This is a genomic window from Butyricimonas sp. Marseille-P3923 (assembly GCF_900184685.1).
GTDB lineage: Bacteria > Bacteroidota > Bacteroidia > Bacteroidales > Marinifilaceae > Butyricimonas > Butyricimonas muris.
Window position 1 is genome coordinate 474,122 of sequence record NZ_FXXL01000007.1, and the last position, 11,822, is coordinate 485,943.

Here is an 11,822-nt window from a genome sequence, read left to right on the forward strand (position 1 = left end):
GACTGTGTCTATTACTTTATAAACCTTATGAACTTTATAAACTTTATAAACTTTTTATTAGTTTTGCCGGAAACTAATAAAAGGTTATTGTATGGATACATTTCATATATTTTTATTCGTGATGACCGGAATTGCGGTTATCGTTTTCGTGGCACTTTATTTCGTGAAGGCGGGATACGGTATGTTTTTTGATGCGAAGTGGGGACGTCCGCTGAATAATCGGTTGGGGTGGGTGCTCATGGAGAGTCCCGTTTTCGTGGCGATGTTGCTTTACTGGTATTTTTCCGATCGTCGTTTTGATATTGTTCCGTTTTTATTCTTTCTTTTTTTCGAGATACATTATTTCCAGCGTTCGTTCATTTTCCCGTTTCTGCTGAAGGGTAAGGGACGTATGCCGTTGGGTATCGTGCTTATGGGAATCACGTTCAACGTGCTTAATGCATGTATGCAAGGGGGATGGATATTTTATTTCTCTCCCGCGGATATGTACACGACGGCGTGGCTGACCACCCCGCAATTTATCATCGGTACGGTTGTATTTTTCGGGGGGATGTTTATCAATCTTCATTCCGATTATATTATCCGGCATTTGCGTCGTCCCGGTGACACGGCTCATTATCTGCCTCGAGGCGGTATGTTCCGTTACGTGACTTCCGCGAATTATTTCGGTGAAATCGTGGAGTGGACAGGTTTTGCCATACTCACGTGGTCTCTTTCCGGCACGGTATTTGTCGTTTGGACATTCGCAAACCTTGTGCCGCGAGCGAACACTATTTATCATCGTTATCTTGACGAATTCGGTGATGAGGTGCGCGCGATGCGTTTGAAGCGGGTGATACCGTTTATATATTAGTTTTCAAAGATAAAAAGGTTAACATGAAAGAAGACACCACTAACAGCAACAACTTGCAACTCGCTAACGGCGGATGTAACCCGCAACCTGCGACTGCCGAAGGCAGCAAACTGTTCACGCCTTATAATATCGGTCCTTTGACATTGCGCAACCGGACGATTCGGGCGGCTGCTTTCGAGGGAATGTGCCCGGGGAATGCCCCGTCGGATATGTTGCATGATTATCACGTGGCGGTAGCCCGCGGGGGAATCGGTATGACCACCTTGGCATACGCGGCAGTGACGAGGAGCGGATTGTCGTTTCCTCACCAACTATGGTTGCGGCGGGAGATCATTCCCGGTTTACGGCGTATAACCGATGATATCCACGCCGAGGGAGCCGCGGCATCTATTCAAGTGGGGCATTGCGGGAATATGTCCCATCGCTCGATATGTGGTTGTATGCCTCTCTCTGCGTCCAGCGGTTTCAATATTTATTCGCCCACGCTCGTGCGGGGAATGAAACGGGACGAGATCGTCGATATGGCACGGGAGTATGGCAACTCCGTGCGTCTTGCCCGAGAGGCGGGATTCGATGCCGTGGAGATTCATGCCGGGCATGGTTATTTGATTAGTCAGTTTCTTTCGCCTTATACCAATCATCGTCGCGACGAGTATGGTGGTTCGCTCCAGAACAGGATGCGTTTTATGCGTATCGTGATGGACGAGGTGATGGAGGCGGCGGGCGATGATATGGCTATCCTCGTGAAAGTGAATACACGCGATGGTTTTCGCGGTGGCATGGAAGTACCGGAGTGTATCGAGGTCGCGAAAGCTTTGGAAAAATCAGGAGCACACGCTCTTATTCTTAGTGGCGGGTTTGTCAGTCGGGCTCCGATGTACGTGATGCGCGGGGCTATGCCGATACGTTCTATGACACATTATATGCATCAGGCGTGGTTACGCTGGGGGGTACGTTTGGCAGGACGTTTTATGATTCCGACGGAGCCTTTCAAAGAAGCTTATTTTTATGATGACGCGATAAAATTCCGTGAGGCGTTGCATTTGCCTCTCGTCTTTGTCGGTGGTCTGATAGCCCGTGACACGATAGATCGGGTGCTGGATTCGGGATTCGAGTTTGTTTCTATGGCAAGAGCCTTACTTAACGAACCGGATTTCGTGAACCGTATGGCACGAGAAGAGAACGCCCGAAATACTTGTGAGCATGTCAATTATTGTATTGCCCGAATGTACTCGCGTGAGATGGCGTGCCATCATCACTTGAAGGATTTGCCGAAATCGCTGGTAAAGGAACTGGAACGATTAAATGATTTATGATTTATGATTTATGATTTATGATTGCCGATTGGGTGATTAAGTGGTTAATGATTAGATATTTATAGATTAAGTGATTAAGTGATTAAGTGATTATCGGAATGAAAAGTAACTTGCAACTCGCCGAAGGCGAATGTAACTTGCAACCTGCAACTTGCCGAAGGCAAACAAAGAAGGCGAACCTCACGGCTGTTGTAACCGGAGCGAGTTCCGGTATCGGACGGGAATATGCCCGGCTGTTGTGCGAGAAGGGATACGAGGTGGTGATGGTGAGCAACGAGGATATCCCGCTACGGAAAGCGGCGGAAGAGTTCGCCGCGAAATACGGAACCCGGACTTATCCCGTGTGCATGAATCTGGCTGTACCCGATGCGGCGGTGCGGTTGCACGAATTTTGTCGAGAACGGGGGTTCACGGTTGATATACTGGTGAATAACGCGGGTGTATTCTATTTCGAGCAGGTTGTGGATGTTCCCGTTGATCGGGTGGAGTTGATGCTGACGCTTCACGTGACTACACCGACAATGCTATGCCGTCTTTTCGGTGAAGACATGAAATCCCGCCGTCGCGGCTATATCTTGAATATGTCGTCCGCCTCGGCGTGGTTACCTTACCCGTCAATTTCGCTTTACGCGTCCACGAAAGTTTTTCTTAGAAATTTCTCCCGCGCGTTCCGGTTGGAAATGCTTGACCACGGGGTAAGTGTCACTGCGGTGTGTCCGGGTGCGGTAGCGACAGACTTGTACAATTTACCGCGACATTTGCAAAGACTCGCCTTGCGCCTTGGGGTGATGATGACTCCCCGTTCGTTGGCTCGCCGCGGGTTACGGGCTATGTTCCGTCGTCGGGCAAGAGTAATCCCGGGGATATTCAATTATTTCATGCTCGGGACATTGAAACTCGTGCCATTAGGGGTGATCAGGTGGGCGATTCGAGAGGTAGATAGAAGGATAAAAGGAAAGAAAAATGAAACAAGGTTGGGTAATAGTCACGGGTGCTAACGGCGGCATGGGACGGGCAATTGCGATGGCGGTAGCCCGGGTGGGAATGCCCGTGGTGATGGCTTGTCGCGATATAGCGAAAGCGATACCGGTGCGCGAGGATATTGTACGGGAGAGTGGTAATTCAAACGTGGAATTATATCGTCTTGATCTCGCTTCGTTCGCGTCCATTCAAATGTTTTCCGAGGAAATGACAAGAAAGGATATTGCCGTGCTGGTGAATAACGCGGGAACGATGCCCGGCGAATTTTCTCTGACGGAAGACGGGCTGGAAATGACCGTCGGTGTGAATTATGCGGGGACGTGGTTGCTGACCAATTCGTTACTCCCGTTCATGGGACACGGCATCGAATCGCGTGTTATCAACACGACCTCGATCACCACTTGCATGGGACACGTGGGAGAGCGTTTCCTTGTTCCCGATCCGGAACGTTTCCGGCGTTTCCGGGCGTATCCGGATTCTAAACTTGCCGTGCTCATGTTCACGGCGGAACTTGCCCGGCGGTTACGCGGGCGCACGATTACTGCCAACGCGGTCGATCCCGGTGTAGTCGATACGGGCATGATCACGATGGGACGTTGGTATGACCCGTTGACCGATCTTCTGTTCCGTCCCTTTATCAAATCTCCCGTGCGGGGAGCATCCTCTGCCATTATGCTCGCTACTACCGACCGCTACGCCCACGTGACGGGTAGTCTTTTCCGTGGCGGTCATCCCGTCAAACTACCTGCCGAGGCTCGTGACCTTCCGGCTTGTCGGGCTTTGTGGGAAGAAACACTTCACTTCGTGCAGGGAAAGTTGCGTCGCCCGTGGGATGAATTTAGTTGATCGTGTGATTACAGAATCGACTTCGGGGCGTGTATTTTGAAAAATAACTTGTAACTTGCGGACTTGAAACTTGTAATTATATATAAGGTATGGAATTGAAAGAAAGATATGACCGCGTGTTGGCATGGTTCCGGGAAGAGATGCCCGTTGCCGACACGGAGTTGCGTTATAATGACCCTTTCCAGTTGCTGGTTGCGGTCATCCTGTCGGCACAGTGTACTGACAAGCGGGTAAATATGGTGACTCCGGCATTATTCGAGCGATTCCCGACAGCCGAGGCGATGGCGGGCGCCACGATAGAAGAGATTTTCGAGTTGATACGGTCGATATCGTACCCGAATAATAAGTCCAAACATTTGTCGGCAATGGCGAAGAAATTGATGAACGAGTTCAACGGGGAAGTGCCGTCTGATTTCGAGTTACTGCAAACCTTGCCCGGTGTGGGACGAAAGACTGCGAACGTTATGGAAGCGGTGGCTTTCGGGCGTCCGGCAATGCCCGTGGACACGCACGTGTTTCGTGTGGCCGATCGTATCGGGTTGGTGACAGGGGCACGTACTCCACTGGAAACAGAGAAACAACTCGTGGCCAATATCCCGGCGGAATGGTTGTCGAGAGCACACCATTGGTTGATTTTGCATGGACGGTACGTGTGTACGGCACGAAGCCCGAAATGCGGGGAATGCGGGATAAAGAACTGGTGTAGAAAGCAAAATGGAGAATAACACTCCATTTTAAATTACAAGAACAGTCTGCACCATTCGTCAAAGCGGGCGGCGGAATCCGCCCCGTGAAACAACATTTCGGCACGGATTTTACTGATTTTCTTTTCGCGGGTGAGGTTGCTTTTCGAGTAGAACTTGTCGGCGAAAGCGATGAGTTTCTCTTCCAGCGTGACGGGTTGCATGTCGCGAAGGGGAAGCGGGAGATGTTTTTCCTGTATCATTTCGATCGTGAGCCCTGTGCCCGTGTGACGTTCGCACACGAGGGCGTGGCGAGGCAGTCCTTCTTTCCGGAGTAAATCGGCACCGAGATAGCCGTGGCAAATGTAAGGATATTCGCCGAAACACCCGATGTCGGGAGCGTTGGTGAGGAATATCCCGATATCGTGCAACATGGCGGCTTCTTTGATAAAGGAGATATCGAGATCCATTTCCGCGTGGCGCATAGCGATGGCGAGTGCTTTGTCCCGCACGAGTTGGCTGTGTATCAATAGACTTTGTCCCGCGAGGGAGTCAAGCGTGTAGTATTTGCGTATAATATCTAACGGTTGTATCATTTGTTCGTTTTTTAAGCCCACAAATATAAGGTTTAGTTTATAAAGTAGCGATACCCGCAAGTATGCTTTGAAATCATTTACGAATAAAAGTTCTTTTAGGTTATGAAATAGTCATTGAACTTTTATAAATTTGTATGATTTTAAGCGGGGAGAAAGGTAGTGGGGTGTGGAATGTCGAATTTCTAAGTGAACAGGATATGATCAGAATAAATGTTACTTTATCGGTCGGCGCCGGGGTACGCGCCGAAGTTGCGGCTTTGTTGAGCGAAATGGCAGACCTCTCGCGAGGAGAGCGGGGATGTATCGGTTACGAGATACTGGAAAATTGTCGGCTGGAAGACACGATGATGATCATAGAAACGTGGGAGAACGAGGCGGTGCTGGCGACTCATAAGGAAAGCGGACATTTCACGCGCATTATTCCCCGTGTACGGGAATTGGCGACGGAGATGAAAAGCCAGAAATTCACGACGATGGCTTCCGCGGACGAGGCGATTACAGGTCGTCGCACGGTGCGGGAATACACGGGGGAGAAGATTTGCACGGGAGTGATCGAGCGTGTGGTGCGTGCCGGAATGTATGCACCCTCGGTGAAAGATCGTCGCCCGTGGGAGTTCTTCGTGATGGAGGATGCGAAACATCTGCACGAGTTGGCGGAGATTTTGCCGGGGAGCGAGGCGTTGCGGACAGCCCCGATGGTTATACTCGTGTGTTGTAATACCCGGCTGGCAGGTCTGGAGGGTGGTAATTGGCCGCAGGAATTGGGAGCCTGCGTGCAGAATATGTTGCTGCAAGCCTATGCCGAAGGATTGGGAACGGCATGGATCGGGGTGTACCCGAAAATGCATTTCGTGCACGAGGTGAAAAAAGCATTGCACTTGTCGTCGGAATTCGTGCCGTTCGCCGTGGTCGCGATCGGGAAAACGGCGAGGGAAACGGATACTGTGACGGAACGGTATGACCCGTTGAAAGTGCATTTTATAAGTCGTTAAAATTAGTCTTGAAAAATAAAGAAAAAGGCAAACTTTTTGTAGTTCTATTCGTTGAAGTAAATATATAAATTAAAAATTAGACGAATATGAAAAACGAAACTTCAAATTTACTGCTGGGTCTGGGTATAGGCGCGGTAGTTGGAGTAGCTGTCGGGTATTTAATGGTTGCCGACAACCGCAAGAAATTAGCCGAAGAGTTTGATCACGCTGTTGCCAAAGTAAAGGACGAGGTGAAAGGCGTATACGCTAAAGCAAAATCAAAAGCCGAGGAAGCACGCGAACATGTTTCCGAGAATGTACATGATGTAGCGGAAAAAGTAGCGGGAAAGACTGAACACGAGGGGAGAGCGGCTGCTGAAACCAAGTAACGGCTTATGGAGAATTTCGCCGAAAAGACTTTCTCCGGGTTGAAAAATGACATTTCAACCTACGTGGAGACGAGACTTGAGCTAATGAAATTGAACACGTACGAGAGGGTAGCCAAGACAATGGCGGTCTTCTCGTACGGTATTGTTTTGGTATTGCTCGCCTTTTTCGCTATTCTTTTCCTGTTTCTCGCCCTTGGTTTTTTCCTCGGCGAGATATTGAACAGCGTGGCACTGGGGTTTTTGTTGGTAGTGGGGATGTACCTGTTGTTGTTCGGGCTGATTCTGTTGTTCCGGGAGAAGATTAGCGCGAGGGTGACAAACGAGATTATAACCGCGATGATGAGTAAAGATGAAAAAGAGGACGAAGAAACCACCGACCCCGCTGGAGATATTACGGGCGGAACAGAAACGGGTGCGTGAGAGTTGCCGTTTGCAGGAGGAAAAACTGAACGAGGATTTCCGTTTTATCCATCGCCATTCTGGGAAATTGTTGTTTTCCGGTATCTCGTCGTTGTTTTTTTCCGGCAGGAGGGACGATACCCCGAAGGAAGAAAAGGAGGTGCGCGATACCCCGATGCTGGGTGCCATGTTAAAAGATTTTTCGCCTGTTTTGATAGAGGCGGCTATACCCATTGTATTACGCTGGGGTGTGGGGCGGATCGGTAGACTATTCAAGGGAAAAAAATAAGGGTTTGTAAGGTTCATAGAGTTTATAAGGTTTATAAAGTAATAGATATCCGCGGGATGCTTTATATGCGGCGTCTCCTTGAGAATCCTCTACTTTATAAACCTTTAGGACAAATGCGTCAAAATTGAATAGAGAGAAAAATTATCCCCTTTTTCTCTCTTGTTTAGTGTGAGATAAGTTAAATAGTAATTATATATGATATATATACTTTATAGTTTCTTTATAACAACTCCCATTCAACTCCTATTCATCTCCTATTATAAAGGTAGAATAATAGAAAATAAATTGAAATTGAATAAAGTTTGATAATACGAAAATACATGGTATAATTATTATTCATTATAGAAAAATAACTGAATACACCAGAATCTTATCTTGAAAAAGGAAGGAAAATAGTAAAAATTATTTTGATACGGTTGCCCTAGATAAACCTTATAAACTTTATAAACTATTTGCTATCTTCGCGCTCTCTGTTCTTATCTGATGGTGATCGAGGGGGAGTGAACGAGGCTGTAATACTAAAGAAAGGAGGATCATTTTATGTCTGCTGCGGACGCATCGCATTTATTGGAAACAAAACCCGTCGGGAAGTTATTGCTTCAGTACTCGATACCCGCTATCATCGGGATGACGGTTACATCGTTGTATAATATTATTGATAGTGTTTTTATCGGTCATGGCGTGGGACCGCTTGCCATTTCGGGATTGGCGATTACTTTCCCGTTGATGAACCTGATTATTGCTTTTTGTACACTGATTGGTGTTGGGGGAGCCACGATTAGTTCCATATACATGGGACAGAGAGATATGGAAAAGACCTCGTCGGTGTTGGGGAACGTGTTTTTGCTGTGCGTTATTCTCGGATTCTGTTTCGGGGGGATTGCCTCGTTATTACTGGAGCCCACGTTGCGGTTCTTCGGGGCAAGCGAGGCCACGATGTCTTACGCCAGAGATTTTATGGAGGTGATACTATTGGGAAATCCTATCGCTTTCACTTTTATCGGGTTGAACAACCTGATGCGCGCGACGGGATACCCGAAGAAAGCCATGTTGTCATCGCTGTTGACGGTTTTCGTGAATATTATATTAGCCCCGATATTTATTTTCCATTTCGGGTGGGGAATCCGGGGGGCAGCGTTCGCTACCGTGATCGCGCAGACGAGCGGGTTGGTGTGGATTCTGGCACATTTTATAAACAAGAATAGTTCGGTACATTTCAAGGCCGGAATATTCCGGTTAAAAGGCCGGATAATCAAAAGTATTCTTTCTATAGGGATGTCGCCTTTCTTGATGAACGTGTGCGCCAGTACGGTGGTGATTATCTTGAATAATAGTTTCATGCGCTACGGTGGAGATTTGGCAATCGGGGCTTATGGCATCGTGAACCGGGTGTTGACGTTGTTTATCATGATCGAGATCGGGCTCACGCAGGGAATGCAGCCGGTAGTCGGGTATAATTACGGGGCGTTATTGTTTGACCGGGTACGACGTGTGTTGCGTTATGCCATGATCACGGGAATCTCGATCACGACGTTCGGGTTTATCACGAGCCAATTATTCCCGGACTTTATCGTGGGTATGTTCACGGATAATCATGAGTTGACGGAGCTTGCAAAGTTCGGGTTACGGATAACTTGTTTGTTATTTCCGCTGGTCGGGTGTCAGATTATTATTACCAATTTTTTCCAGTCTATCGGGAAAGCGAAAGTTTCTATATTTCTGTCGTTGTCGCGCCAGTTGATATTCTTGATACCGTTCCTGCTGATTTTACCCCGTTTCTGGGGTATCACGGGCGTGTGGGCCAGTTTGCCCATGGCGGATTTTATTTCTTTCGTGATGGCAGTCGTTACCTTATTTTATTTTAATAAAAAGGGACTACTTTTCAAGATGAACAAACAGATATGAGGAAAAGTGTGGTAAATACTTTTTATACATGTGGAAATATTTCCCATGAAATAAGAAACGGGCTCAATTTCTTGAACCCGTTTTTTACTTAAAGAATGTCTAATCTTCCAGCGTGACTGCTCCCGAGAGAGCTACCGCTTCTTTATTACGGAAAATCATAATAGGTGAAACTGCTTCGTAAGCAGACATTATATACTCGAATAGTTGAGCTGTGGCTAATTTCCCGCGCTCGGCCAGTGAGAGTTTCAATTTCATACCCGTGTTCGCGTCCTCGCTTTTCTGTAACTCAGACAGACCGAGGAACTGTTTGGTTTCCAACAAATATTGCACCCGGTGCAATTCTTCCGGCTCGAAAAATAATTCATAATTTTTCTCTTCCCGATTTCTACTGAATAAAGTTGTTTTCATTTTTGTGTGTATTGTGTGTGTATATATATAACGCTTTACGCGTTGCTCCGTTTTATAACTTGGGTAACACTTAGCAAATGTATCCTATGTATTCACGATACAAGATACGTGCCAAATATGTACTGGTTTTTCAAATGATTAGAAGGCAGAGCTCATGGAAATATCGCTTGGGTTGCGATATGAACACGTCACGTGTTCCCTTGTTGTCTGTCTTCGGGTTGAGAATTGGACATTCGTATTCGTCAGCGGTGATTCCGTCAAGCATGACTCGAACCCGACAAGGCAATTCCGATCTCCTCATGCTGACGAGCGTGTTCTGGAGTACCGGCATATCGTTGGGGTTCATGATATCAAAGGCTTCCGCCTTGGTGATAGAGTCATGTATTTCTGATATCTGACAAACGATGGCACCGCGTTGAGATTCAGTCATAACCAGTCCCATGGCAACATTCGTGAGTTGTGTTACCACCAAGATCAGAAGGCTATGTAATACGAATCTTATCATACTTAGTGTTTTGTTTCAAATATAGCGAATCGATTCAATAAATGCAACGTTTTCCGTGCTTTTTTTCTGCTATATACGTGAAAATAGGTATATTTACCACCTGAAAGTTCGTATTTTTCTTTATTGGGAAAGAAAATTAACATTTTAGTAATATTTCATTGACTTGGAGTAGGGGTTTTATTAAACAAATGATATGAATATGGAGATACGAGACGAGAGAGAACGTTTTTTATTGAGAGAATGGACGCTTGCCGATGTCGATTCTTTGGCTGAAAATATCAGTAATATTAATATATGGAATAACGTACGGGACGGTTTGCCTTATCCTTACACGAGGGAGGATGCCGGGACGTATATCCGTGTAACGATGGATAAACCGTACGTGCAGGATTTCGCTATCGTGGCGGATGGGAAAGCGGTGGGAGGAATCGGTTTCATTCCCCTGTGTGACGTCGAACGATATAGCGCGGAACTGGGGTATTGGTTGAGTGAAGATTATTGGAATAAAGGAATCATGAGCGAGGCAATACGCCGGGTGGTGGATTATGTATTCCGGGAAACGGATATCATTCGTTTGTTTGCCACCGTTTACGAGTATAATCCGGCGTCCATGAAAGTACTGGAAAAGGCCGGGTTCACGAAACAGGCAATACTGCGCAAAGCTGCCGTGAAGAACGGTAAAGTGATTGATATGCATTATTTTGATTTGGTGAAAGACTAAGGGATGGGTAAAAGAATCTTGATCACGGGTGCGGCGGGTAATTTGGGTAGTTTGCTTGCTTGTCGTTTGAAAGAAGAGGACGTATGCCTGCATCTTCTGACACATCGTAAAGATGTACCTTCCGAGTTGAAAGAAAAAGAAAACATTACCGTATTCAAGGCTGATTTAGGAGAGCCGGGTACGTTGCCCGAGGCTTTGCAGGGAGTGGATGTGGTAGTACATTTCGCGGGAGTGCTTTTCAGGCATAACCCGGAGAAGTTTTTGTCAACCACGAATACCCGTTATTTCAATAATTTGTTGGATGTTGCGGTGGTACAAGGTGTGAAGCGGGTAATCTTAATCAGCTTTCCACACGTGGAGGGTGAAACGACTCCCGAACATCCGGCTGCGGGACGATTGGACGGGACTCCCGTGTCGGTTCACGCTATCACGAGGCTGGAAGAAGAAAAGTTACTGTTCGATTACGGTCGGAAGAATGGGATTGAGGCTGTTTCTTTATGCGTGGGCATGGTATACGGTCGGGGTATTCTGATGGTGGACGCCGCCCGTTGGTTTTCCCGGTACGCGTTACTGGGGGTATGGCAAAAGCCCACGTGGATACATCTGATTTCTACCGAAGATTTTCTTGAAGCAACACGGGCAGCTTGCATGAAGGAGGGTATTGAAGGAATATATCATATCGGTGACGATGGGGTACAGACTTTACAGGAGTTTTTGGATGAAGCCGCGAAACATTGGCACACGGTAAAACCGTGGCGAATGCCTTTATGGATGATAAACACGGCAGCCCGCTTTTTTGAACTTTGTTCCCGTCTGTTCGGGGTTAGAAGTCCGTTGACGGTTGATTTTATCAGAATAGGGCAGGTATCCTATTACGGGGATACCTCCCGGATGAAAGAGGAGTTGTTACCCCGGTTGAAGTATCGGGATTTTAGAGAAGGTATAGGGACATTGTAATAT

Annotated in this window: 15 protein-coding genes; 12 read left to right on the forward strand and 3 right to left on the reverse strand. The window is 47.1% G+C overall.

Features of this window, described 5'->3' with window-relative positions; genetic code table 11:
* Positions 1-91: 91 nt before the first annotated feature.
* The 5 genes from CS948_RS13460 to nth all read left to right on the forward strand — a co-directional run bounded on the left by CS948_RS13460 (position 92) and on the right by nth (position 4,721).
* On the forward strand, positions 92-853 hold the full coding sequence (locus tag CS948_RS13460; protein ID WP_099292233.1) for a DUF1295 domain-containing protein: 762 nt from the start codon (positions 92-94) through the stop codon (positions 851-853).
* 23 nt (positions 854-876) lie between these two features.
* Complete coding sequence (locus CS948_RS13465) at positions 877-2,169, forward strand: NADH:flavin oxidoreductase (protein WP_255302017.1); 1,293 nt, start codon at positions 877-879, stop codon at positions 2,167-2,169.
* Between the two features lie 98 nt (positions 2,170-2,267).
* A complete protein-coding gene (locus CS948_RS13470) occupies positions 2,268-3,167 on the forward strand; it encodes an SDR family oxidoreductase (protein ID WP_099292234.1) in 900 nt (299 codons plus the stop codon).
* Positions 3,133-3,996: an SDR family oxidoreductase gene (locus CS948_RS13475; protein ID WP_099292235.1), complete on the forward strand. Its 864-nt coding sequence runs from the start codon at positions 3,133-3,135 to the stop codon at positions 3,994-3,996. Before CS948_RS13470 ends, CS948_RS13475 begins: the two co-directional genes overlap by 35 nt.
* Positions 3,997-4,085: 89 nt before the next feature.
* Complete coding sequence (gene nth / locus CS948_RS13480; protein WP_099292236.1) at positions 4,086-4,721, forward strand: endonuclease III; 636 nt, start codon at positions 4,086-4,088, stop codon at positions 4,719-4,721.
* Between the two features lie 14 nt (positions 4,722-4,735).
* On the opposite strand, the gene CS948_RS13485 is transcribed toward nth, so the two are convergent.
* The gene (locus tag CS948_RS13485; RefSeq protein ID WP_099294515.1) at positions 4,736-5,272 is read right to left on the reverse strand and encodes an HD domain-containing protein; all 537 of its coding nucleotides are present in this window, start codon (positions 5,270-5,272) and stop codon (positions 4,736-4,738) included.
* 137 nt (positions 5,273-5,409) lie between these two features.
* On the opposite strand from CS948_RS13485, the gene CS948_RS13490 reads away from it, so the two are divergent.
* The 5 genes from CS948_RS13490 to CS948_RS13510 all read left to right on the forward strand — a co-directional run bounded on the left by CS948_RS13490 (position 5,410) and on the right by CS948_RS13510 (position 9,228).
* Positions 5,410-6,267, forward strand: a complete 858-nt coding sequence (locus CS948_RS13490; protein ID WP_099292237.1) for a nitroreductase family protein — start codon at positions 5,410-5,412, stop codon at positions 6,265-6,267.
* An 86-nt stretch (positions 6,268-6,353) separates the two neighbouring features.
* Positions 6,354-6,635 carry a YtxH domain-containing protein gene (locus CS948_RS13495; RefSeq protein WP_099292238.1) on the forward strand — a complete coding sequence of 94 codons (282 nt, stop codon included), beginning with the start codon at positions 6,354-6,356 and terminating at the stop codon, positions 6,633-6,635.
* 6 nt (positions 6,636-6,641) lie between these two features.
* Positions 6,642-7,055 (forward strand): phage holin family protein, encoded by a 414-nt coding sequence (locus tag CS948_RS13500; protein WP_099292239.1) that lies wholly within the window; start codon positions 6,642-6,644, stop codon positions 7,053-7,055.
* A complete protein-coding gene (locus CS948_RS13505; protein WP_099292240.1) occupies positions 7,048-7,323 on the forward strand; it encodes a hypothetical protein in 276 nt (91 codons plus the stop codon). Before CS948_RS13500 ends, CS948_RS13505 begins: the two co-directional genes overlap by 8 nt.
* A gap of 540 nt (positions 7,324-7,863) precedes the next feature.
* Positions 7,864-9,228, forward strand: coding sequence for an MATE family efflux transporter (locus CS948_RS13510; protein ID WP_099292241.1), 1,365 nt, complete (start codon positions 7,864-7,866; stop codon positions 9,226-9,228).
* Between the two features lie 99 nt (positions 9,229-9,327).
* Here the strand turns inward: CS948_RS13510 and CS948_RS13515 are convergent, their stop codons facing one another.
* Both CS948_RS13515 and CS948_RS13520 read right to left on the reverse strand, forming a co-directional pair.
* Positions 9,328-9,636: a hypothetical protein gene (locus tag CS948_RS13515; protein ID WP_099292242.1), complete on the reverse strand. Its 309-nt coding sequence runs from the start codon at positions 9,634-9,636 to the stop codon at positions 9,328-9,330.
* 130 nt (positions 9,637-9,766) lie between these two features.
* On the reverse strand, positions 9,767-10,141 hold the full coding sequence (locus CS948_RS13520; protein ID WP_099292243.1) for a hypothetical protein: 375 nt from the start codon (positions 10,139-10,141) through the stop codon (positions 9,767-9,769).
* 193 nt (positions 10,142-10,334) lie between these two features.
* Here CS948_RS13520 and CS948_RS13525 point away from each other — a divergent pair, with 193 nt between their 5' ends.
* Both CS948_RS13525 and CS948_RS13530 read left to right on the forward strand, forming a co-directional pair.
* Entirely contained in the window at positions 10,335-10,862 is a 528-nt protein-coding gene (locus tag CS948_RS13525) for a GNAT family N-acetyltransferase (RefSeq protein ID WP_099292244.1), read from the forward strand.
* Positions 10,863-10,865: 3 nt separating this feature from the next.
* Positions 10,866-11,819 (forward strand): NAD(P)-dependent oxidoreductase, encoded by a 954-nt coding sequence (locus CS948_RS13530; protein ID WP_099292245.1) that lies wholly within the window; start codon positions 10,866-10,868, stop codon positions 11,817-11,819.
* The last annotated feature ends 3 nt before the right edge of the window (positions 11,820-11,822 follow it).